Raw genomic sequence first — 23,328 nt, forward strand, 5'->3', positions numbered from 1 at the left:
CACTGCTGCGAACGAACCGCTCGATACAAGCCGAAGGCACCTTTGGCGTCATCAAGTATGACCGTTGGTACAAACGAATGGTGCGAAAAGGTCAGCAAAGGGTTAAACTGGAGATTTATCTGGTTTCTATCGGGTTTAACCTCCACAAATTCTATAACAAGCAAAACAGACTCCAAAAGGCTGCGTGATATTCAAAGAGCTGTTCCTTTGGGGTAAGGGGAAACGTGCGGCTTTTTCAACATTTTTCCGCATAACTGCTGCAAAAAAGAGGGCGCTGTGAAGTCGGAAGCTTTTAGCTTCGTTTCTTCACAGCGCCTTTTGTATGCAAATTTATTTTCTTAAAATGAATTATTTAATTGCGTTTATAAGTTCTTCAACCTTGTCGGTGTCTTCCCAGCGAACTCCGAGCTCTTCTCTGCCCATATGACCGTAGGCTGCAAGAGGCTGATATTTTGTTTCTTTAAGTTTTAACTGTTCTATAATCGAATTTGGACGGCAGTCAAATACCTTTTCAACTGCTTTTGCAAGTTTATCGTCGTCATATTCCGAGGTGCCGAAGCTGTCAACCATAATTGACACAGGCTTTGCAACGCCGATTGCATATGCAAGCTGAATTTCACATTTTTTGGCAAGTTTTGCGGCAACAATATTCTTTGCAATATAACGTGCATAGTATGCAGCACTTCTGTCAACCTTTGTCGGGTCTTTGCCGCTGAATGCACCGCCGCCGTGACGTGAGAATCCGCCGTAGGTGTCAACAATAATCTTTCTGCCTGTAAGTCCTGAGTCAGCAGCAGGTCCGCCGATTACAAATCTGCCTGTCGGATTAACAAAAATCTTAGTGTCATTGTCAAAAAGATTGCTTGGAATGATTGGTTTAATTACATTCTCAATAATATCTTTTCTGATTTGCTCAAGAGTTACCTTTTCGCTATGCTGTGTTGATACAACCACCGTGTCAACTCTTACGGCTGTGTCGCCGTCATATTCAACGGTAACCTGTGTCTTGCCGTCGGGGCGAAGATAATCAAGTGCGCCGTCCTTTCTTACCTTGGTAAGCTGCTTTGCAAGTTTGTGTGCAAGTGAAATCGGCAGCGGCATAAGCTCGGGAGTTTCGTCGCAGGCATATCCAAACATCATACCCTGGTCGCCCGCACCGATTTGGTTGTTAACATCGTTTTCACCGTCTTTAAGCTCATAACTTTCGTTAACGCCCATAGCAATATCAGGCGACTGCTGGTCAATAGAAGTAAGAACAGCGCAGGTTGAGCCGTCAAAGCAGCAGTCTGCATTGTCATAACCAATCTCGTTTATTACATTTCTTGCAATCTGAGCAACGTCAGAATAGCAGGTAGTAGAAATCTCACCCATAATGTGAATCATTCCGGTTGTAGCCGTGGTTTCGCAGGCAACGTGGGCATTCTTGTCTTGTTCAAGAATGTTGTCAAGAATTGCATCTGAAATTTGGTCGCATACTTTGTCAGGATGTCCTTCTGTTACGGATTCTGAAGTGAAAAAGTGCTTTGCCATAATTTTGTACCTCCTTAAATTTAGCAAAAAATTAACGCCTTTCAACCGAAAGGCGTTCAAATTACTCATCTTTCGGTAAAACCGCAGGATTTAGCACCTTGCATTCGCAGGTTGCCGGACTTCATAGGGCCTGTTCCCTCAGTCACTCTTGATAAGATAGTATTTATTTTTACAAGGCTATTATATACTATATTTTTATAAATTACAATAGAAAATTGAAAAAATTCTTTACTTGTGGTAAAATAGCTGTAAAACGAGGTGTCTAAAGTGAGTATTGTTATAAGAAAATACGAACAAAAAGATATTGAACAGATGAATTGTATTTGGAATGAGGTCGTGGATGACGGTATTGCATTTCCGCAGCTTGAGATTCTTGACGATAAAACAGGGGAAGAATTCTTTTCTTCTCAGACTTACTACGGCGTTGCCGAGGATGACGAAAGCGGAGAAATTGCCGGGCTTTATATTTTGCACCCAAACAATATCGGACGGTGCGGACATATTGCAAATGCAAGTTATGCCGTAAGTTCAAAATTCAGAGGACAAAAAATAGGCAGAATGCTTGTTGAGGATTGTCTTAGAATGGGTGCAAATTACGGGTTCAAAATATTACAGTTCAATGCTGTTGTAAGCACAAATACAACTGCACGAAAGTTGTATGAAAGTCTTGGCTTTGTTATGATTGGTGTTGTACCGAAAGGCTTTTTGATGAAAGACGGACATTATGAGGATATTTGTCTGTACTATCACAATTTGTAAGGAGATAATTATATGGTATTTGATTTAAAAAACGGAGAAGCTGTAACGATTGATAATTTCAAAGGCGGCGAAAAATACATCTCCGCAAAAATGCATTTTGACGGTAAAAATCGTATTTTGCACGGCGTTTTAGTCAGCGGAGCAACAATAGGACTTCACACCCACGAAACCAACAGCGAAATAATATATTTCTTAAAAGGAAAAGGCAAGGTTCTTTATGACGGTGAATATGAAACGGTAGAACAGGGAATGTGTCATTATTGCCCGAAGGGACATTCGCACAGCCTTATAAACGACAGCGATGAGGACTTGGTGTTCTTCGCCGTTGTGCCAGAGCAATAATTTGAAATCTTACATAAGCTCTGCTCTTTGCAATCAAGTTAAATCATTGTTCTGATTAAAAAAGACTTTCGCCTTTGTGTGTTATCTGTTAACCGCACATTAGCGAAAGTCTTTTGTTTATTATCTTATTTTATAGTGTTACATATAATATGAAGCAATATTTCTCAGCTTCTTTCTTGCTGCGTTGATGTGTCGTGATACCGTTGAAGCGTTTACACCGAGTTCCTTTGCAATCTCTTTGCCTGTTTTTCCATTGAGGTAGTGCTCGACAATGCAATGCTTTTGCAAATCGGTGAGTTCACTGGAAATTGCCTTGGAAAGAATTTTTTTCATCTTATTTCGGCTTTGCTCGTTTGTTGAGCCGTTTGCAATATGCTTCATAAATAAAATTTTATTTGTGTTTTTGCTTGTAAAATGTACCACTTCGGTTCTCATTAAGCAACTCCTTTATGCCTTTGCAAAAGATGGTTGGCAATTTGCATACATTCATTATATATTACCTTGTAATTTGTAATTCTTAAATCAAGCTCTTTTTTCTCCGAAAGAACGGCGGATTTTCGTCTTAATTTAAGCCTTTCAATAATATCAGCGATTTTTTCTGCCGTGTCATAGTATTCCTGCGACCATTCAAAATAGTTCATTAACATTCCTTCCTCTTGTAAGATTGTTATTCATTCTATGAAACGAGTGGGGCAAAATCGTTTCTTTAGTGATGTTGGTTCACTAAAAGGCTTAATTTTTACTGCCTGATTTAATTATAATGTATTTTTGTTCGAACATCAAGAACAAACGTTCGATAAATTGCATAAAACTATGCATTGTCCTATTGTACGGACTTTTCTTTTTTATCTGTATTTTTGTTAATCAAAGGAGTTTTTAGGTCGAAATTTAAAATGCACAAGTTTAGAATTTAATTAAAATTCGTCAGTTTGACTATTACAAAAATTTTGCGTTTGTTGTATAATAGTATCAAATCGTGTAGCTATGAAAGCATAAATCCGGATTGCTTTCATAGCTGCACTTTTTTTGTGCAAAAACAGGAGGTTATTATGGAAGATGCAGCGAAGAATTTTGAACAAATAAATATTATGGGAATCGCCGACGTCAAAAAGCTAACGTTGACTATGGGATTGCCGATGATTATTTCGATGGCACTTCAAGCGGTTTATAATATCGTTGACAGTTACTTTGTCAGTTGTATGCCGTCAACCGATGGAATTTCCAATTTGAGTGACCTTGCGGTTAACGCCCTGACGCTTGCATTTCCTGTACAGATGCTAATGGTTGCCATAGGCGTTGGTACAGGAGTGGGAATAAATGCTATTCTGTCACGCAGTCTTGGAGAGGGTGACAGGGAAAAGGCAGGGAAGATAGCCGGCAACTCAATTTTTCTTGGACTTTGTATGTTTGTTTTGTTCTTGTTGTTTGGCTTTTTTGGTGTCAATGCATATATAAAATCGCAGACGAGCGACCCTGTGATAATAGAAATGGGGGTTTCCTATCTGCGAATATGCACCGTAGGTTCACTTGGCGTGAGTATGTATATGACATACGAAAAACTCTTGCAGGCAACAGGAAAAACAATGCAGTCTACGATTGCCCAAATATCGGGAGCAATAACCAACATTATTCTTGACCCGATAATGATATTCGGTCTGTGCGGTTGTCCGCAAATGGGAATTGAGGGCGCGGCATATGCGACGGTTATCGGTCAGTTTGTTTCGTTTATTCTTGACGCAATATTTCATCATAAGTATAATTCAAAGGAATTTTCAACAAGTCTTAAATACATTAAACCCGAGCTTACAATAATAGGGCAAATTTATCGTGTTGGTGTGCCGGCAATTATAATGCAGGCTTTAATGTCGTTTATGACTTACGGCGTAAACGTAATTTTTGCCCTTGTTTCAACCGAAGCCGTAACGGCATACGGCATATACTATAAAATACAGCAGTTTGTATTTTTTGCGGCTTTTGGTATGAATAACGCTATGATACCGATTATTGCATTTAATTACGGCAGAAGAAACAAAAAGAGAATCAATGACGGAATTAAGTATGGAATGATATATACTCTGATTATTATGCTTGCAGGCGCAGTGTTACTTCAGGTTCTTGCAAATCCGATTCTTTCTGTCTTTACTTTGTCTGACAAAACCCGTGAACTGTGTCTTATTGCCGTTCGCATTGTAACACTGGGGTATCTTTTTGTAGGTGCAAACATTGCATTTCAGGGAATCTTCCAGGCTTTGGGCAACGGTGTAAGCTCACTTGTTTTGTCAATAGTAAGATTGATAGCCGTGCCTTTGCCGCTTGCATATGCACTAACTTTTGTTTCAAATGCCGAAAGCTTGATTTGGATATCATTCCCGATAGGAGAATTGTGTGCATTTGCAGTGTCTTTAATACTTATGAAGCGCATACGAAAGCAGAAAATTGCTCCGCTTAAGTCTTAATTAAGTACAAAAGAGTAGAAAATTTGAAATCTGATTTTGTGTCTTTTGCTATTTAAATTTGCATTTTAGAATTATAATTTAAGTATTTTAAAATTTTGAAGAAAATGTTGCACAAACTTTTTTAAAAAATATTGTACAAAGTGTCGTTTTGCCTGTCTATTAAAGACAAATTGGACGTTTTGACCTTGAAAACGTCGTTTTTTAATTGTATAATTAGGTCAATGAATGGGATTTTATGTCCGTTTGTTATTTATTTAGGAAAAATGCAATGCTTCGTTTTTGAAACATTCATTTTCATAAAACACACAATTGCAAAACAGACCGTCATTTGGCGGTCTGTTTTGCTTTTTACTATTATTTACTTGTGATAAATTTGGGTTAATTTGAAATGCGTGAATTTAGATATTTCTCATAAAGAAATATGATTATTCTTTGCAAACCAAACCCTTTTAACTTCAAATTCTTTTCCGTTAAGATATTCTAAGTTTCCTGCCGCCTCGGTAAAATTAAATTTTATCTTATAGCTGTAAAGTGCCTGATACTTAAAACCGTCAGGTGCTTTTTTGTTGCTGTATTTTGTGTCTCCGACAAGTGGATGACCGATTGAAGCCATATGTGCCCTAATCTGATGCGTTCTTCCCGTAAGAAGTTCAATTTCTGCCAGACTGTATTTTCCGTTAAAGTCCAAAATTTTGTATTTTGTACGGATTTCTTTTGAACCCTCAACTTCTTTTTTAAATACGGAAACTTTGTTTTTGGCTTCGTTTTTGGTTATATAACCTTTTAGTATGTCATTGTCTTTTTTCGGCTTGCCGTATAACAAACACAGATAAAATTTCTCGAGTTCCCTGGTTTTCATCTTTTGATTGAGTATGCGCAGGCTTTCGGCATTCTTTGCTGCTATTACAATTCCTCCCGTATTTCGGTCGATTCTGTTTACAAGTGCGGGTGAAAACGACTTGTCCTCTTCCGGATTGTATTCTCCCTTGTCATACAGATAGTGCTGTACCCTTGCAACAAGTGAATCAAAATGATAGCTTTTGTCCTGATGAACTATGATTCCGGGCTTTTTGTCTATCAAAATTATGTTTTTGTCTTCGTACACAATGTCAAATTTTGCGGGAGCTTTCATAAATTCATAAGTCTTTGGCTGTGCGTTTTCAAAAAATTCGTCTTTAATATAGAAAGTCAGCACATCGCCCTCATTAAGCATTGTTTGAATCTCACATTTTTTACCGTTGACTTTAATGCACTTTTTTCTGATGTATTTATACATCAGTGATTTTGGCAGAGTTTTAAAACGCTTTTGCAAAAATTTATCAAGCCTTTGACCGGCGTCGTTTTTATTTATTTCAAGTGTTCTCAAGATTTGTACCCCGCTTTGTTTTTTTGTCTATACAATATATAACACCTAAGTGCAAATGTTCTCCGACCTTAAAGCGTCGGGTGTTGTATGGGCATTTCAGTCGGATTATAATTTCTCACCGAAACCTGAGGAGCAGACGCATTTTTGCACCGGTTGTAATTAATCGCAGGCTCTGCTCTTTGCGGGCAAAGCGTTACTTTTATCTAAACATATTAATCTTATATCAAACGGCATTAAAATTCAAGTTGTTTTCTTCACACAATTCTATTAAGTGTATAGACTGATAATGGGTGGTGATACGGTGAATTGCTACACAAACAAAATTAAATGGGCGGTTGCGTTCGGACTTGGTATGCTGATAGCAACGGTTTTGCCGACAGAGTGGGTACTTATTATAGCCGCCGCCACACTTGTAATAGTCAGTATTTCATGTATTCGGAGGTAATTATGAAAGTTGTACTTATCGAAAACCCAAAAATAATCGGACCTATATTGCGTAAAATCTATGGAATTAAAAAAGAAGTTAAAAATAATTAATTATGCTTTCGGGTTGTCTTAATGGGCAGCCCGATATTTGTTTTTACAGTATTTGATATACAGATATATGGATATATAAAAACGTACCTACCTGCTTTGATTGAATATTCCGTAATTAAGAATTCAGTCATAAATTAATTAGAGGAATAATATATTTAAATATAAAAATCAAAGGAGAGATAAATATGGAGTTTAATCAGGATAACCGTTCATTCTGCACCCCTGTAACAGTGCTTGATACGGTTGCCGAACAGCTTGCAGATGTGGATTTGACATTACCCGATTATTGTCCGGATATTGAAAAAATTTTAAAATGCACGCTGACGCCAAAAATTCAGTCAAAATCACTTTCGGGAGGTCAGCTTCAGGTTGACGGCTATTGCGTAGTTACCGTGCTTTATGTTGAGAGCATAAACAAAACCATACGCTGCTGCGAACAGAGTGTGAATTTTTCGCAGAGCTTTTCGGTAAAAGAAACCCCCGATAATCCTGTCATTGTTACAAAGACAAAGCCTGAATACATAAATTGCAGGGCTTTAAGTCCCCGACGTCTTGTTATGCACGGGGCTTTTTCGCTGTATGCAAAGGTATTCTCCTGTAATACTACGGGAATATATTCAAAAGCCGACGATGATCTTGAGGCATTAAAGATGACCGTGCGCTGTGCCGACCTAAAGTCGTTTTGTCAGGAACAGTTCAATGTGTGTGAGGAAATCTCGGTTGCTGACAAGCCGCCGATTGAGACAGTGCTTTATTCAAATGTAGATGTAAGTATAACCGATACCAAAGCCGTAACCGGCAAACTTATGGTTAACGGCGAAATTAATCTTAAGATGTTTTATCTCTCTGACGTTGAGTCCGGCGAAACGGGAAAAATTGATTATTTGCTCCCGTTTAATCAGATAATAGACTGTGAGGGAATTGATGAAGATACAATAAACTGTGTAAGCTGCGAGGTTATGTCTTACGATATTCGCCTAAAAAACGATATGCTTTCCGAAAAACCCGCTGTGGTGCTCGATATTAAATTGTGCGTAACCGAGGAAGGATATATCATCAATGATGAAGAAGTAGTGGCTGACGCATATTCCGTGCATTTTGCGTCAAGTCCTCAGTTTGAACAGCTGAGATTTCAAAGCGAAGTAACTCCCGTTAGTGAAAGTTGTATGGAAAAGTTATCAATTAAAGTTGATGACGGAAAAATATCAAAAGTTCTTGATATTTATGCCGATGTTGTGAGCACCGATTGCCAGACTACCGAGGACGGAGTTAAAGTTATGGGAAAAATTAATATTTGTATGCTTGCGCTAAACGAAGATAATTTTCCTGTTTTCATTGAGAGGTCGTCAGAATATGAGCATCCGATAAATTCTGCCGGTGAGTGCAATATGTTAAAATCTCTTCGGGTTCGTGCCGCAAGCCTGAGCTTTAGGCTTGCAGACGACAGTACCGTCGAAATTCGCTGTGAGCTTAAAATTACAGCCTGCGCAATAAAGCAGGAAACTTTAAAAGCGGTATCCGATGTTGAAATTTTTGAAGATAAACCGATTGTATCCGATAACTGTGCGCTGACTCTTTATTTTGCAGGCAGCGGAGAAAGCCTTTGGAACATTGCAAAATCACACAACACCCGTCTTGATATGCTTTTGTCGGAAAATTCGGTCGACGATATGGTGCTCGACAGTTCCCAGATGCTTTTAATTCCAAGAGTGTAAGGAGGAATAATAATGGAGGAAAGAAACGTATATCAGGACATTTCTCAGCGAACCGACGGCGATGTCTACATAGGAGTTGTCGGCCCTGTACGAACGGGTAAATCAACCTTTATCAAAAGATTTATGGACGCCCTTGTGCTTCCGAATATTAAAGATGAAAGCATTTACAGACGCACGGTTGATGAATTACCCCAGTCTTCGGCGGGAAAAACAATAATGACGACCGAGCCTAAGTTTATCCCGGAAGAGTCGGTTGAAATAAACCTTGGCAATAACGCAACATTCAAGGTGAGAATGATAGATTGTGTAGGGTATATTGTTGACAGCGCAATAGGCTACAATGAAGAAGATATGCCCAGAATGGTAAAAACGCCGTGGTCCGATACTGAAATACCGTTTGACGACGCTGCCGAAATCGGCACAAAAAAGGTTATAACCGACCATTCCACAATCGGGCTTGTAATAACAACGGACGGCTCATTCTCAGAGATTCCGAGAGATGATTATGTTGAGAGCGAGCAGAGGGTAGTAAATGAACTTAAGGCTATAAACAAGCCCTTTATCATACTTTTAAATTCAATGGAGCCTGAGAGCGAACGTACGCTTGAGCTTGCGGAGCAGATGTCAAAACAGTATGAGGTTCCGGTTTTGCCTGTCAGCTGTATGGAGCTTTCAGAAAATGAGATAAAGAGAATACTTGCACAGCTTTTGTTTGAATTTCCGATTCGTGAAATAAAGGTTGATATTCCAAAATGGGTGGTTCAGCTCAAAAAAGACCATTGGCTCAAATCATCTGTATTTGACTGCATTAAGAATTCCGCAAAAAAGGTTGAGAAAATTCGAGAGGTTCAGCAAACGCTCAGAGAAATTTCCGAATGTGAATATGTTAACTACGTCAGACTTAAGAACCTTGATTTGGGCAGAGGGTTTGCAACAATTTCGGTGACGATTGACCCAAGCCTGTTTTATAAAATTTTGTCGGAACAGACAGACCTTGATATCAGCGATGAATGTGCGTTGCTCAAGTGCATAAGCGATTTGTCTCAGAAGCAAAAAGAGTTTGACAAGATTGCCCAGGCATATGAACAGGTGAAAGAAACAGGATACGGAATCGTTATGCCGACAATCGAAGAACTGTCGCTTGAGGAGCCTCAGATAATAAAGCAGAGCGGTAAGTACGGAATAAAGTTAAAAGCAAGCGCTCCGTCTATCCATATGATGAAAGTTGAAACCCAGACGGAAGTTACGCCTATTGTGGGTTCGGAACAGCAATCACAGGAACTGGTTTCATATTTGCTTAAGGAGTTTGAAGAAAATCCGGAAAAAATATGGGAAAGCAACATTTTCGGTAAGTCGGTTCACGAATTGGTGAATGAGGGATTGCACAATAAACTTTACAGAATGCCCGCCGACGCACGCAGAAAGATAGGAGAGACGATAGAGAAAATAATAAACGACGGTTGTAACGGATTAATCTGCATAATATTGTAGTTAGAATTTTTTACAAACTGTCAATTTGTAACTTAATAAAATTTGGTTATTTCACCGAAATAATTTTCACCCCATATTTGTTATTGAAAAAAAACGCATAATAACGTATAATAAACACGTATGTAATAACAAATATGGGGGTTGTTTTATGAATATTTCCAATTTAGCTTCGTTCGTAACTTCTGCCGACCTTTCATTGTCTGAAAAGGGTATTGAATCGGCAAAGGTTATTCTTACAGGCTTTGTGGTGGTTTTTGCCGTACTTCTGTTGCTAATTCTTATAATAAAGCTTTACGGTCTTATTATAGAAAAGGCTCAGGGAGCTGCCGAAAACCGCAAAAAGAAAAAGCTGAAAGAAAGCAGCGAAGTTCCAAAAACATCATCGGCTCCCGTGCAGCCTGCAAAAGTTGTTGCCAAAGCACCGAGCGTTGACAGCGGAATATCCGATGAGGTTGTTGCTGTTATCTCGGCTGCGGTGTCTACAATGTACGGCTCCTCTCAGGGCGTGAGAGTGAAAAGCATAAAGAAGTCAGATACAGAACGTTCGGCGTGGGCTAACGCAGGTGTGCTTGAAAACACCCGTCCGTTTTAAGGAAGAGAGGAAGCGGAATTATGCAAATTATTAATGGCTTTGTCGAAGCAATACAGGGCTTGTTTTTAAGCTCCGGATTGTGTTCACTTAACTGGCAGAACTATGTTATGATAGGCGTATCAATCGTATTGCTTTATCTTGCAATCAAAAAGCAGTATGAGCCTCTTTTGCTTCTGCCGATAGCATTTGGTATGTTACTTGTAAACCTTTATCCTGCAATTATGGCTGCTCCGTCTGTTGAACTTTTGACAGAGCAACAATGTGCGGCGCAGAATATTGATTTTGCAAGTCATGCAAAGACGGTAATTGACGGCGTTACTTATGCCGAAAATCCGACTTACGGCGGTTTACTTTATTATCTTTATCAAGGTGTAAAGCTCGGAATTTATCCTCCGCTTATATTCCTTGGCATAGGATGTATGACAGACTTTGGTCCGCTGATTGCAAATCCAAAGAGCCTTATCCTCGGTGCTGCTGCACAGATTGGTATTTTTATCACATTTTTCGGTGCTATCTTCCTTGGATTTACTCCTGCAGAGTCAGGTGCAATCGGTATCATCGGCGGTGCAGACGGTCCTACTGCAATTTATGTAACCACAAAATTGGCTCCGCACCTTCTCGGTTCAATAGCAATTGCCGCTTATTCTTATATGGCGCTTGTTCCGATTATTCAGCCGCCTATTATGAAGGCACTCACAACAAAGAAGGAACGTTCGGTAGTAATGGAGCAGCTTCGTCCTGTTTCAAAGCTTGAGAAAATTATGTTCCCTGTTATCGTAGTTATTCTTATTGCAATCTTCCTTCCTGACGCAGCACCGCTTGTAGGTATGCTTATGCTTGGAAATCTGTTTAAGGAATCGGGCGTTGTTGACAGAATAGCTAAGGCTGCTCAAAATGAGTTGATGAACATCATCACAATTTTCTTGGGCACAACCGTTGGTGCAACAGCATCAGGTCAGAACTTCCTGACATTAAGCACAATTAAAATTATCATACTCGGTTTGTTTGCATTCTGTATGGGTACTGCGTTTGGCGTAATCTTTGGTAAGATTATGTATAAACTTTCAGGAGGAAAGGTTAATCCTCTTATCGGTTCTGCAGGTGTATCTGCGGTTCCGATGGCAGCGCGTGTATCACAAAGGGTTGGTCAGCAGGAAAACCCGGGTAACTTCTTATTAATGCACGCTATGGGTCCTAATGTTGCCGGTGTAATCGGTTCTGCTGTTGCAGCAGGTGTTCTTTTGAACGTTGTATAATAATTATTGACAAGCTTTTTAGGGAAGCATTTTGCTTCCCTTTTGTATTGTTTTGTTTTTTAGTTGCGATTATGACAATCTTTTCTGTGATTTACCTACACTATTTTATTAATAATTCTTATTTGTAATTATTTATAAATTTTATTATATTATAATAAAAATAAATAATATGCAAATTCCAAAATAATATAAATTAATCATGGAAAAGTATCATGGACTTAAAAATTATTTTAATTGTTGTTGCTGTATTTTGTGTTATTGGCGCAATGCTGAGTATTGTAATTGAAGGAGTGCCGCTTATGGCAAAAAATATTTCAATACAGAAAATCCTCAATGTCCTTTTGCAGAGATTAAAATTTATAATCCTGTCAACCTTAGTCGTAGGACTTTTGTTTTTTTTGTATTCAAAGATTGTAATTACGCCGATGTATGTTACCTCGGCAATGATTTATATACAGAACTATAATGCGAGTAATGCTGATAATAATCAGAATTCTATAAATGCAAACGGAGAGGTCTCCGAAGGTTCCAATAAACAGGCTCAAAAGATTTATAATTCCGATATCAGCGGTTCTGCCAATCTTGCAAACATTTGCGTGAACTTATTTCAGAATTCAGATGAAATAACGGCTCTTTATGACGGATGCCAGGTTAACATAAGTGTTACAAAAGATACCTTTTTCATAACAATCAGCGTTGACGGTACGGATCCGGAAAAATGTGCAACAGTTGCCAACAATATTGCGGAAACCGCTCAGACAGTATTCCATGACCATTTTGATTACGGTCAAATAGGCACAATCAGATCTGCTAAAGTACCTTCAGGACCTTACGGACCGGATAACTTTAAGAATATGTTAATCGGACTTGCTGTCGGTCTTGCTGCATCATGTTTGATTTCTATTTTGCTTGAACTTATTGATACAACAGTTAAACCTGACGATGATCTCCAGCAGATGTACGATCTCCCTGTATTCTCTGAGATTCCTAATTTTGACCCGCAAAATAGGTGATGAAGTATGAAGATTAAATTATTTAACAATGATAAATCAAAGCAGAATAAAAAGTCCAAGCAAGATGCGAGCAATAAAACGACCTCAAAGCACAGTTCTTCGGAACATGATAAGTCAAAACAATCTAAGTCGGGCTCATCGTCGATGGCAATATCTGATAAGAGCAAATTTGCGATTGTTGAGTCATACAAGCTTGCAAGAACAAATATAATGTTTTCACTTTCTGCTTATGACAAAAAAGTCTTTGCCGTTACCAGTCACTCTAAAGGTGAAGGTAAAAGTACCGTTTCGGCAAACGTTGCAATTTCATTCTCTAAGCTTGAAAAACGTGTGCTTTTGGTTGATTGCGACTTGCGCCGTCCTAACGTTCATAATATTTTTAATGTTGACAACAAAACGGGACTTTCTAATATTATCGGTAATATGGTAACTTTTGAAGACACTGTTCACCGTAATGTTTTGCCAAACCTTGACGCTATTTCTTCAGGAACAATTCCGCCAAACCCATCTGAGCTTTTATGTTCACCGCGATTTGTCAATATGATAAAGCGTCTTACTGACGAGTATGATTATATAATTCTTGATACGCCTCCTATCGGTGTTGTATCAGATGCGTTGTTACTTAAGGATTTGATTGCCGGGTTTGTAATCGTAATCAGAGAAGGTTCCACTACCCACGGTGATATTCGTGAGTTACTCGACAGTATTAAACTTGCCGATTCAAAAGTCCTCGGTATGGTAAAAGTAGGCTGCGATGTCAGCAAGCGTAAAAAGGGCAGAGGCTATTACTATTATCAGTATTATTAATTCTGAACATCAGAATGACAACAGACTTACTAAGTTTTATTATTATAATCTTAGCAAGTCTGTTTTTTTACACAAAAAATGCAGGATTAGCAAAAAAGACTTGCATTTATGCTTGCTGAGTAGTAGAATATATTATGGTATTAAAAGTAATTTTGCAATTATAAATTAAGGGGATAGCAAAAATGAGTTATTTGAATTGCAGCAAACAAGAACTTGAAAAAGAATATTCTTCTTTGGTAAAACAATTTGAAGATGTTAAGAGCAAGGGATTAAATCTTAATATGGCAAGAGGTAAGCCGGGCAAAGAACAGCTTGATTTATCACTCGGTCTTCTTGATGTAGTAAACAGCAGTTCGGATTTTGTTGGCGCAGACGGTATGGATTGCCGCAATTACGGTATTTTAAAGGGAATAGAAGAATGCCGCAAACTTTTTGGTGAAATGCTTGGAGTTGACTATAATAATGTTATGGTCGGCGGAAGTTCCAGTCTTAATATGATGTTTGATACAATATCATGTATGATGACAAAATCGGTTGTTGATGGCTGTAAGCCGTGGTATGAAGTTAAAAACAGAAAGTTTCTGTGTCCTGTTCCCGGTTATGACCGCCACTTTGGAATAACAGAGTACTATGGTTTTGAGATGATTCCTGTTCCAATGACATCAAACGGTCCGGATATGGATATAGTTGAAAAGCTTGTTGAAAATGATGATTCTATCAAGGGTATTTGGTGTGTGCCGAAATATTCCAATCCTCAGGGCATTACGTACAGTGACGATACTGTAAAACGTTTTGCTGCACTGAAACCTGCCGCTAAGGATTTCAGAATTATGTGGGATAATGCATACTGCATTCATGATATCAGCGATACTCCTGATTCACTGCTTAACATTTATGATGAATGTGTTAAAGCAGGCAACGAAGATATGCCAATATTGTTTTGCTCAACATCAAAAATTACATTCCCGGGTGCAGGCGTAGCTGCAATGGCTGCTTCTGATGCAAATATGAATGTTTTTGCCGAAAGATATAATTATGAGATTATCAGTTATGACAAGCTCAATATGCTTCGTCATGTAAAATATTTTAAAAATTATGACGGTGTATTAAAGCATATGCAGCTTCACAAAAAAGTTCTCAAACCTAAGTTTGAAATTGTTTTAAATACACTTGATAAAGAGCTTACACCAACAGGAGTAGGCGAATGGACAAATCCAAACGGCGGCTATTTTGTAAGTGTTGACGTACTTTCAGGAACAGCAAAGAGAGTAGTTTCACTTTGCAAGAAAGCAGGTTTGATTTTAACAGGGGCAGGCGCAACATATCCGCTTGGTAAAGACCCTGAGGACAAAAATATCAGAATTGCTCCTTCATTCCCACCTAATGATGAGCTTCAGACGGCAATGGATGTATTTTGTATCTGCACCAAACTGGCTGCTTGTGAAAAGTTGCTTGGCTGAGTATAGTTTACATCAAAAATTCACAATATTTGATAAAGTTAAATATTTTTTTATCAAATATTTGTGTTTCCATTGACTTTTTTGCAAAAAAATTTTATAATAACTCTGTTATGTCTGTACCTATACATTGTAACAGAGTTGTTTTTTTGTGTAGATTCAGACAATTATGAACGGAGGTTTCAAAGGGATGAAAAGAGTTCCAAAGCCAGTGTTCTTCATTGTTGCTTTGCTGATACTTGCCTTTACGTTTACTTCTGTATTCGGAATATCTTATTACAACGGAGATAACAAGAATACAGTATTTAAGGGCATCGGTGACATACGATGGGGAATCGACATCAGGGGCGGTGTTGAGGCGACGTTCAAGCCTGCCGACGGATACGACGCAACTGATGAGCAGTTAGAGTCTGCAAAATCAATCATTGAACTTCGTATGGTTTCACAGGGTATTACAGATTATGAGCTGTATGCTGATAAGGGCAGCGACAGAATTATTGTTCGTTTTCCGTGGAAATCAGACGATACCGAGCATAACGCAGTAGAAGCAATTAATGAAATTTCTTCAACCGCACAGCTCACATTCAGACCGGGCAAGGAGTACGAAACAACCGATGTTGACTCCAACGGTGAATATGTTTATAAAACTCCTAAGGGAGACACAGAACAAATACTTATGGACGGTTCATCGGTTAAGTCTGCCGAAGCTCAGGTTTATCAGGACAACAACGGTGAAGCTCAGTATGTAGTAAGTCTTGAACTTACCGATGACGGTGCCAGGACTTTTGAGGAAATTACCACAACATATCTTAAACAGACAGTATCAATTTGGATGGATGATATTATGCTGTCGGCTCCTACCGTTCAGGCAACTATTTCTAACGGTAAGGCACAGATTTCCGGAAGTTTCACAGCAGATGAAGCCACTGCACTTGCAAATAAAATTAACGCAGGTGCGTTGCCGTTCCAGCTTGAAACAGCAAACTACGGTCAGGTCAGCCCAACGCTTGGTGAAAATTCACTTACAGCAATGGCAGTTGCCGGCGTAATTGCTATGATTATAATCAGCATTATTATGATTGTATTCTACCGTTTGCCGGGTCTTATAGCCGTTATTTCTCTTTGCGGTCAGATGGGTCTTACTATTGCAGCCGTATCAGGTTTCTTTACAACAATCCCGTCATTCACAATGACATTGCCTGGTATTGCCGGTATGATTCTTTCAATCGGTATGGGCGTTGACTGTAACGTAATTACAGCTGAGCGTATCAAGGAAGAACTTAGAACAGGAAGAACTCTTGACGGTGCACTTGAAAAAGGTACTAAAAATTCACTTTCCGCAATTATTGACGGTAACATGACCGTTGTAATCGTATCCATAATTCTTATGCTCGTATTTGGTCCTGCAAATGTTCTCTCAATTATCTTTGGTGAATCAACAACAGGTACAATTTACGCATTTGGTTATACACTTCTTATCGGTGTAATTTCCAACTTTATAATGGGTATATTCTTAACACGTTTGATGCTCAGAAGCGTATCCGGCTTTAAGTTTGTGCGTCATAAGTGGTTGTTTGGAGGTGCAAAGAATGACAAATAATGTTCAGACTAAGGCTAAAGAACAACTTACCAATGAAGAAATCGCCGAGAAATATAATAATGGCAGAAAAGTAATTGACTTTGTAGGTCACAAGAAAATATTCTTTGGTATTTCAATTGCAATTATTCTTATAGGTATTGTATGCAACTTTATTTTTGGCACAACGCTTGATATTCAGTTTTCAGGCGGTGCTACACTGAAATTCAGTTATGTCGGTGACCTTGACCAGAATGAGTTGTACGACTTTATTCAGGATAAAACAACCGACAGAATTACAACATCGTTCTCTTCAGACCTTATGGGCTCAACAGGAAACAATGTTTCTGTTCAGTTCTCGGGCAACGATGCTATTGCAACCGATATTCAGCAGAGCCTTGAAAAGGATTTGCAGGAAGAGTATCCTGACAATGAATTTACTGTACTTGAATCATCATCTGTTGATGCTTCAATGGGTGTTAAGTTCCTTCTCAAGTGTCTTTCAGCCGTTGCAATTGCAAGTATACTGATGGTATTGTACGTTACTATCAGATTCAAAAAAATCGGCGGTTTGTCTGCCGGCGTTATGGCTCTTGTTGCTTTGTTCCACGATGTAGCTATGATTTACTTCATGTACGTAATTTTCCGTATGCCGATTGACTCAAACTTCATTGCTGTTGTACTTATGATTTTGGGTTACTCACTTAACGATACAATCGTTATTTATGACCGTGTACGTGAAGAAAGAAAGCTTTTGGGCAGACGTGCAACAGTTGCACAGTCATTCAACCTGAGCTGTACAAAATCATTAAAGCGTACAATTATGACATCAGTAACAACACTTTCAGCTATTATTGTTGTTTACGTCGTAGCAGTTGTTTACAACATCTCATCAGTTAAGGGCTTTGCTCTTCCGATGATGATAGGCTTAATTTCAGGTTGTTATTCGTCAGTATGCATTGCAGGTGCGCTTTGGGTTATGTGGCAAAACAGAAAGGCTGCTAAAAGAGCCGCTGCAAAGGCTGCAAAAGCTAAATAATCAATTAAATTATATTGGCTATAACAGGGTACTCACTTTCCTTTAGGGAAGTGAGTCCTTTTTTTATGCTTGCACTTTTCATAAAATACATTTGCAGGTTTCCGTTTTCAACACATGCACTAAGCTGCGCTATATCAAGGCTGATTGAGTCAACATAATCGTGAATCAGGAAAATGTCAATGTTTTTGGCTGTCTCTGACCAATCGTCTTCGGTCTCTTTGCTCGCATCAATTGCACTTGCAAAGTCGTCCTTTAACATATACTCGTCTATTTCTTCGATTCTTTTGGTAAATTCATCCGATTTACCGCTGACATACCAAAATTGATACAACGCTCCTGCAATGGACAGAGCAAGAAGTAAAAGCGAAAAATATATTCTTTTCATACCATATCTCCTGTTTTAATTAAAAATGCACTTTAGTTTTGCTTGTCTTTTAAGATAATATTATAATTTCCGATACCATCAAGTGTCATAATAAAAATGTCACTCACTTTTTTATTTTCCTTTTTTAGAATTTTGTAAATATAATTTTCGTCTTTTTGGCAAAGGTCAAGCGAATTATCAAGTATTTCTCCATCGTTAATAACAACAGCCTGTATTTTCTTGTCCTGAATTTGTATATTTAAATTTTCGGCAGTCGGTTGCCTTTTTTCAGGTTTTTTTAGTACGCTTATTGAGCCGTTGGTTTCGACAATACAATATTGTATATCTTCTATGTTAAAAACATCTTGTTGCCTGAGCTGAGTAAAAAGGTCTTCGTTGCTTAGTCTTAATCTTCTCATTTGATTTTGCAAAATTACGCCGTCACGAATTACAACAATCGGATTTCCGCATACAAGACGTCTGAACTTACTGTTTTTTAACATAAATGCACTTGTTATTATCTCGAGTGCAACGAGAATAACCACAGGTATTACACCGCTGAAAAACGGTTGTGAGGTGTTTTGCATAGGCAAAGAAGCTATGTTCGATATAATCAGCGTAGCCACAAGTTCGCTTGGCTGCATATCACTGATTTGTCTTTTGCCCATTATTCTAATGGCAAAAATAACAAATGCATATAATACAATTGTTCTGATAATAGAAATTAACATAATATCACCACGAATAAGTTTTGCAAAATTTTGAACATTATTCATTACATAATTTAGCAATTTATGCAGATACTTTCATCAGGTGATTTTATGAATGATTTGAATAATTCTATTAAAGAAAATATACTAATGCTTAAAGAGCTTTTCAAAGAATCGGCTGACTTAACAATTCGTGAAATGAATCTTATATCATCCAATTCTGTTTCAGCCGCTTTGATTACAATTGAAGGCATGTGCAACAAAGAAGTTACGGCCTCATCTATTTTATCTCCGCTTACTACCTATGACTTTAAGAATCTTCAGGGCGAAAAGGTAATAGATGAAATCGTATTGTCGGTTCTTGCTTCCGGCGAAATTATTGAAATAAATACGCTTGATGAACTAATCTCATTTGCTACTTCGGGTTTTGCGGTGATTATGGTTGACGGAACAACCAAAACGCTTGCTGTCGGTGCTCAGGGATATTCATACAGAAGCGTTTCAGAGCCTGAAAGTGAAGTTGTTCAGCGAGGTTCACGCGAGGGCTTTACCGAACCGCTTCGTGTCAATATGTCGCTTATCAGACGCCGCATAAAGAGCCCAGACCTTGTTTTTGAAACAATTACTACCGGCAAAACTTCCCGTACCCATCTTATGATTTGTTATCTGCAAAAAAGCGTATCGCCCAAGCTGCTGAAAAAAGTGCGCAGCAGATTAGAAAAATGCGATTTGGATACAGTTTTTGCATCAGGTTATTTGTCTGAGTACCTTGAAGATGAATGGTCAAAATCTATATTTTCAGGAATCGGTATTTCCGAACGTCCCGACACCGTTTGCGGCAAGCTTACCGAGGGCAGAATTGCTGTGTTGATTGACGGAACTCCTGCGGTAATAGTGGTACCTCATCTGTTTGTTGAAGAATTTCAGGGAGTGGACGATTACTCAAACCGCCCGTATTACGCCGCTTTTATTCGTATTTTAAAATATATTTCTTTTTTTGTATCGGTTTTTCTTCCGGGAATTTATACTGCGCTTGCACAGTTTCATCCCGAATATTTTCCGACATGGATATTGATTAAAACGTCTGAATCGCTTGCACAAACGCCGCTGCCTGTAACGCTTGAGGTAATCTTGATGGCATTTATTTATGAAATTATGAAAGAAGCCGGTTTAAGAATACCAAAGTCGCTTGGACATGCGGTCAGTATTGTCGGTGCGCTTGTAATCGGTGACAGTGCGGTGAGTGCCGGAATAATCAGTTCATCAACTTTGATGGTTGTTGCGACTGCGGCAATTTGCAGCTATGTTACTTCTCAGCTCTATCCTCCGATAATGATACTTCGGTTTATTTATATAATAGTAGGCGGCTTGCTTGGATTGTGGGGGATTCTTCTCACAACCATTGCGGTTCTTGTTAATATGAGTGCAAAAACCTCGCTTGGTATTCCGTACCTTTCTTCGCTTGCGCCGTTTTCACGCAACAGTATGAGGGATGTGTTTATCAGGGCGCCGTGGAAAATATTATCAAAACGTACAATTAAAATTCAGAATTTTCCTGAATCGGAGGATTAATGATGCAGATAAATTTCAAATTTCCCTCTAACCGACTTTTATTGTCTTTGTTTTTCTGTGGTTCTGCCGTAATTCTTTTACAGAATTATAATATATCGGACAACACTTCTTTTTTGTTTAATCTGATTTGTCTTGTGGTTGGGCTTGTTCTGTGCTGTATAGTTTTTATTCCGTCAATGGTTCTTAAAAGGAAATATAATCTTGACTTTGTTATGCTGACAAGAAGAAAGACGCCGAGAGTATATTATTTAATTATGGCTTTTTATTCGGCATATGCGGTGTATACGGCTGAGTATTTCTTACTGAGATATACCGATATGTTTCACGATAAATACTTTTCGGATGCGGGAGTAAACGTTATTGCGTTTATAATGATTGCAATTTGTTTTTACGGTGCATGCCGCGGTGTAAATATCATAACAAGGTTTGGAATAATATTGTCTGCTTTTGCATTGCTTTGCTATATTCTTATTTTTTCAGGCGGTGTTCAATCTCTTGACTTTGAATTGCATCACTTCGATTTCAGCGGCAGTGCAATCGGTTTTATCTCAAATACAACATTCTTTCTAACGCCGTCATTCATAGCGGTTATTTTTGCAATACTGTCGGGATATTCCGAAAATTTTAAATCACGTCAGATATTTGTAACGCTTATATCACTGGCGGTTGAATTTGCTGCCTTCCTGTTTTTTGTAAGTTTTGCACTCGGAGCTTATGCCGACAGCCAAAGTTATCAGACTTTTCTTATGTCTAAAATATCACAAATAAGCGGTCTTAGCGGCATAGAGAGCTTTTACTTTGCGCTTACAACTTTGTCTGTGTTTATGATAATCACCTTGCTTTTATGCTGTATCAACAGAGAGATGGGCGAAAGCAAAACAATATTAAATGTTTCGGTATTTTCGATTGTAATTTTTGTTTTGCATATTTGTGCGTCATATCTTAATTCTGTCGGAGAAATATTAACAAATCCTATGTTGTTTAATTTGTTTAATATTTTTGCAGCGTTTATTATTCCGGGAATATATCTTTTGGTTTTCAGGAGGAGTGAAAATGCGTAAAAAAATAGTTGCCTTGTTGCTTTGTTTTATTTGTTGTGTTTCTGTACTCTTTTCGGGCTGCTCGGAGGCAAGAAGAATTGACACTGCCGCAATTGCCGAGAATGTGACTGTTGATACGGTTGACGGAAAAACCGTATATACATTCTTTCTTTTGTCAAGCGAGGACAAACCGTGTGGAATTGATGTTCCGGCGGATTCGTTTGAAGAGGCATGTGCCCTTGCTGAAAACCGCTATATTCCGAATATATCTATTGCAAGAATAGATATGATTATGATAAACGAAGAACTGTATAAAGATGTTATGAAATCGGATATAGAGTATATTTCAACCCAGCCCGTTTATTCGCCCAATCTAAAAGTTACGCTGTGCGATTCAAATACCGTAAAGCGTATGAAAGAGGAAAAACGAGTTCCTGAAATAATAGATAATGAGCTGATGTTGACAGAAAACAGCACCGAAAAGGTTAATACCACGTGCCTTTCGATTTTTAACAGTTTTTCTGAAAGCAATGACGATTTTAGCGTTGCATATATTAGTGCCGAAAAGGAATTAAAAATTGAAACTATGAAAATACGACTTTGACGCGGACTAAAAATGAAATAAAATTGACAAAAAGACTTTATCTCAAGGTCAATATGGTGTATAATATACTTGAATTATTGTATTGTTTGCTGAAAATTCAAATACATCAAAGGCGGTGGATATATGTCGGCTGAATTCTCTGTTCCGTTATCTCAAATCGTTGAAAATCTTAATCTCAATAAGGTTTATATTGCAGAAAACTATGATGATATTAAAATTTCTACGGTAGAAATCAATCGTCCGGGACTTGAACTTACCGGATATTTTGAGTTCTTTGACAACAAACGTATTCAGGTTCTCGGAAATACCGAATTTGCGTATCTAGGACGGTTTGGCTCTGAATCTCAAAAAATGGTAATAGATTCGATTTTCAGTTTTGGTCCTCCTGCGGTGATTATTTGCAGGGATATTGAACCGTCAAATGTAATTCTTGAGAGTGCAAAGCTCCATAAAGTTTCAATATTAAGCACTAACGACAGCACATCCGACCTTACCGCCCGCTTGGTTCAGTATCTCAACAGAGAACTTGCTCCGAGAATAACAAGACACGGAGTTTTGGTCGAAGTATACGGCGAAGGTTGTTTGCTTTTGGGAGACAGCGGAGTAGGTAAGAGCGAAACCGCAATTGAACTTATTAAGCGAGGTCACAGACTGGTTGCCGATGATGCGGTTGAAATTCTCAGAACTTCGGCAAGCACTCTTGTAGGCCAGTCGCCGCAGAATATTCGTCATTTTATTGAGCTTAGAGGCATAGGAATTATTAATGCACGTCAGCTTTTTGGTATGGGAGCGGTAAAAACCAGCGAAAAGATTGATATGGTAATTAATCTTGAATTGTGGGACAATGCAAAGGTTTATGACAGAATGGGACTTTCAAACGAATATATGGATATACTCGGCGTTGAAGTTCCAACATTAACAATTCCCGTTAAACCGGGACGAAATCTTGCTGTAATTATTGAAGTAGCCGCTATGAATAACCGTCAGAAAAAGATGGGATACAATGCCGCAAAGGATTTGCTTGCAAGTCTTGGTATGGATGTGAATGAAGTTGAAGAATCCCCAAAGGTAATAGTAGATAAATGGGGAAACTGATTATATA

Annotated in this window: 25 protein-coding genes and 1 riboswitch; of the genes, 19 read left to right on the top strand and 6 right to left on the bottom strand. The window is 38.4% G+C overall.

Annotated elements, in window-relative coordinates; translation table 11 throughout:
- Nucleotides 1-50: 50 nt before the first annotated feature.
- Complete coding sequence (locus tag BLP46_RS03515; RefSeq protein ID WP_318259455.1) at nucleotides 51-188, top strand: hypothetical protein; 138 nt, start codon at nucleotides 51-53, stop codon at nucleotides 186-188.
- A gap of 160 nt (nucleotides 189-348) precedes the next feature.
- Here BLP46_RS03515 and metK read toward each other — a convergent pair whose 3' ends face one another.
- Entirely contained in the window at nucleotides 349-1,530 is a 1,182-nt protein-coding gene (gene metK, locus BLP46_RS03520; protein WP_143000439.1) for a methionine adenosyltransferase, read from the bottom strand.
- A gap of 62 nt (nucleotides 1,531-1,592) precedes the next feature.
- Nucleotides 1,593-1,688: riboswitch (SAM riboswitch) on the bottom strand.
- A 109-nt stretch (nucleotides 1,689-1,797) separates the two neighbouring features.
- Here metK and BLP46_RS03525 point away from each other — a divergent pair.
- The gene (locus BLP46_RS03525; protein WP_143000440.1) at nucleotides 1,798-2,289 is read left to right on the top strand and encodes a GNAT family N-acetyltransferase; all 492 of its coding nucleotides are present in this window, start codon (nucleotides 1,798-1,800) and stop codon (nucleotides 2,287-2,289) included.
- Nucleotides 2,290-2,301: 12 nt separating this feature from the next.
- Nucleotides 2,302-2,631 (top strand): cupin domain-containing protein, encoded by a 330-nt coding sequence (locus BLP46_RS03530; protein WP_092975711.1) that lies wholly within the window; start codon nucleotides 2,302-2,304, stop codon nucleotides 2,629-2,631.
- 138 nt (nucleotides 2,632-2,769) lie between these two features.
- Here the strand turns inward: BLP46_RS03530 and BLP46_RS03535 are convergent, their stop codons facing one another.
- Nucleotides 2,770-3,066 (bottom strand): sigma-70 family RNA polymerase sigma factor, encoded by a 297-nt coding sequence (locus BLP46_RS03535; protein WP_092975714.1) that lies wholly within the window; start codon nucleotides 3,064-3,066, stop codon nucleotides 2,770-2,772.
- On the bottom strand, nucleotides 3,066-3,272 hold the full coding sequence (locus tag BLP46_RS03540; RefSeq protein WP_092975717.1) for a hypothetical protein: 207 nt from the start codon (nucleotides 3,270-3,272) through the stop codon (nucleotides 3,066-3,068). Before BLP46_RS03540 ends, BLP46_RS03535 begins: the two co-directional genes overlap by 1 nt.
- A 408-nt stretch (nucleotides 3,273-3,680) precedes the next feature.
- Between BLP46_RS03540 and BLP46_RS03545 the strand changes: the two genes are divergently transcribed.
- Entirely contained in the window at nucleotides 3,681-5,087 is a 1,407-nt protein-coding gene (locus BLP46_RS03545) for an MATE family efflux transporter (protein ID WP_173312357.1), read from the top strand.
- Between the two features lie 409 nt (nucleotides 5,088-5,496).
- On the opposite strand, the gene BLP46_RS03550 is transcribed toward BLP46_RS03545, so the two are convergent.
- Nucleotides 5,497-6,453 carry an RluA family pseudouridine synthase gene (locus tag BLP46_RS03550; protein ID WP_092975721.1) on the bottom strand — a complete coding sequence of 319 codons (957 nt, stop codon included), beginning with the start codon at nucleotides 6,451-6,453 and terminating at the stop codon, nucleotides 5,497-5,499.
- 301 nt (nucleotides 6,454-6,754) lie between these two features.
- Here BLP46_RS03550 and BLP46_RS12970 point away from each other — a divergent pair, with 301 nt between their 5' ends.
- The 11 genes from BLP46_RS12970 (at nucleotide 6,755) to secF (ending at nucleotide 17,936) form a co-directional block, all read left to right on the top strand.
- Complete coding sequence (locus BLP46_RS12970) at nucleotides 6,755-6,898, top strand: hypothetical protein (RefSeq protein ID WP_167669165.1); 144 nt, start codon at nucleotides 6,755-6,757, stop codon at nucleotides 6,896-6,898.
- Nucleotides 6,899-6,900: 2 nt separating this feature from the next.
- On the top strand, nucleotides 6,901-6,990 hold the full coding sequence (gene spoVM, locus BLP46_RS12975; protein ID WP_167669166.1) for a stage V sporulation protein SpoVM: 90 nt from the start codon (nucleotides 6,901-6,903) through the stop codon (nucleotides 6,988-6,990).
- 185 nt (nucleotides 6,991-7,175) lie between these two features.
- Nucleotides 7,176-8,705, top strand: a complete 1,530-nt coding sequence (locus BLP46_RS03555; RefSeq protein WP_092975724.1) for a DUF3794 and LysM peptidoglycan-binding domain-containing protein — start codon at nucleotides 7,176-7,178, stop codon at nucleotides 8,703-8,705.
- A gap of 12 nt (nucleotides 8,706-8,717) precedes the next feature.
- On the top strand, nucleotides 8,718-10,196 hold the full coding sequence (gene spoIVA, locus BLP46_RS03560; protein WP_092975727.1) for a stage IV sporulation protein A: 1,479 nt from the start codon (nucleotides 8,718-8,720) through the stop codon (nucleotides 10,194-10,196).
- Nucleotides 10,197-10,344: 148 nt separating this feature from the next.
- Nucleotides 10,345-10,788: an OadG family transporter subunit gene (locus BLP46_RS03565; protein WP_092975730.1), complete on the top strand. Its 444-nt coding sequence runs from the start codon at nucleotides 10,345-10,347 to the stop codon at nucleotides 10,786-10,788.
- A 20-nt stretch (nucleotides 10,789-10,808) separates the two neighbouring features.
- On the top strand, nucleotides 10,809-12,044 hold the full coding sequence (locus tag BLP46_RS03570) for a sodium ion-translocating decarboxylase subunit beta (protein WP_092975733.1): 1,236 nt from the start codon (nucleotides 10,809-10,811) through the stop codon (nucleotides 12,042-12,044).
- 299 nt (nucleotides 12,045-12,343) lie between these two features.
- A complete protein-coding gene (locus BLP46_RS03575; protein ID WP_167669167.1) occupies nucleotides 12,344-13,057 on the top strand; it encodes a YveK family protein in 714 nt (237 codons plus the stop codon).
- Nucleotides 13,058-13,063: 6 nt separating this feature from the next.
- A complete protein-coding gene (locus BLP46_RS03580; protein ID WP_092975739.1) occupies nucleotides 13,064-13,864 on the top strand; it encodes a CpsD/CapB family tyrosine-protein kinase in 801 nt (266 codons plus the stop codon).
- Between the two features lie 182 nt (nucleotides 13,865-14,046).
- Entirely contained in the window at nucleotides 14,047-15,324 is a 1,278-nt protein-coding gene (locus BLP46_RS03585; protein ID WP_092975742.1) for an aspartate aminotransferase type Ic, read from the top strand.
- A gap of 187 nt (nucleotides 15,325-15,511) precedes the next feature.
- Nucleotides 15,512-16,921: a protein translocase subunit SecD gene (gene secD / locus BLP46_RS03590; RefSeq protein ID WP_092975745.1), complete on the top strand. Its 1,410-nt coding sequence runs from the start codon at nucleotides 15,512-15,514 to the stop codon at nucleotides 16,919-16,921.
- The gene (gene secF / locus BLP46_RS03595; RefSeq protein ID WP_092975748.1) at nucleotides 16,911-17,936 is read left to right on the top strand and encodes a protein translocase subunit SecF; all 1,026 of its coding nucleotides are present in this window, start codon (nucleotides 16,911-16,913) and stop codon (nucleotides 17,934-17,936) included. The genes secD and secF overlap by 11 nt, the downstream gene beginning before the upstream one ends.
- Before the next feature lie 4 nt (nucleotides 17,937-17,940).
- Here the strand turns inward: secF and BLP46_RS03600 are convergent, their stop codons facing one another.
- Nucleotides 17,941-18,321 carry a DUF4363 family protein gene (locus tag BLP46_RS03600; RefSeq protein ID WP_092975751.1) on the bottom strand — a complete coding sequence of 127 codons (381 nt, stop codon included), beginning with the start codon at nucleotides 18,319-18,321 and terminating at the stop codon, nucleotides 17,941-17,943.
- A gap of 32 nt (nucleotides 18,322-18,353) precedes the next feature.
- Nucleotides 18,354-19,031, bottom strand: coding sequence for a DUF421 domain-containing protein (locus BLP46_RS03605; protein ID WP_092975754.1), 678 nt, complete (start codon nucleotides 19,029-19,031; stop codon nucleotides 18,354-18,356).
- Between the two features lie 90 nt (nucleotides 19,032-19,121).
- Here BLP46_RS03605 and BLP46_RS03610 point away from each other — a divergent pair, with 90 nt between their 5' ends.
- The 4 genes from BLP46_RS03610 (at nucleotide 19,122) to hprK (ending at nucleotide 23,321) form a co-directional block, all read left to right on the top strand.
- Entirely contained in the window at nucleotides 19,122-20,582 is a 1,461-nt protein-coding gene (locus tag BLP46_RS03610) for a spore germination protein (RefSeq protein ID WP_318259451.1), read from the top strand.
- Nucleotides 20,582-21,643 (top strand): SLC5/6 family protein, encoded by a 1,062-nt coding sequence (locus BLP46_RS03615; protein WP_143000442.1) that lies wholly within the window; start codon nucleotides 20,582-20,584, stop codon nucleotides 21,641-21,643. Before BLP46_RS03610 ends, BLP46_RS03615 begins: the two co-directional genes overlap by 1 nt.
- A complete protein-coding gene (locus BLP46_RS03620) occupies nucleotides 21,636-22,226 on the top strand; it encodes a Ger(x)C family spore germination protein (protein WP_092975760.1) in 591 nt (196 codons plus the stop codon). Before BLP46_RS03615 ends, BLP46_RS03620 begins: the two co-directional genes overlap by 8 nt.
- A 123-nt stretch (nucleotides 22,227-22,349) precedes the next feature.
- The gene (gene hprK / locus BLP46_RS03625; RefSeq protein ID WP_092975762.1) at nucleotides 22,350-23,321 is read left to right on the top strand and encodes an HPr(Ser) kinase/phosphatase; all 972 of its coding nucleotides are present in this window, start codon (nucleotides 22,350-22,352) and stop codon (nucleotides 23,319-23,321) included.
- The last annotated feature ends 7 nt before the right edge of the window (nucleotides 23,322-23,328 follow it).

Source organism: Ruminococcus sp. YE282 (assembly GCA_900101355.1).
Classification (GTDB): Bacteria; Bacillota; Clostridia; order Oscillospirales; family Acutalibacteraceae; genus Ruminococcoides; species Ruminococcoides bromii_A.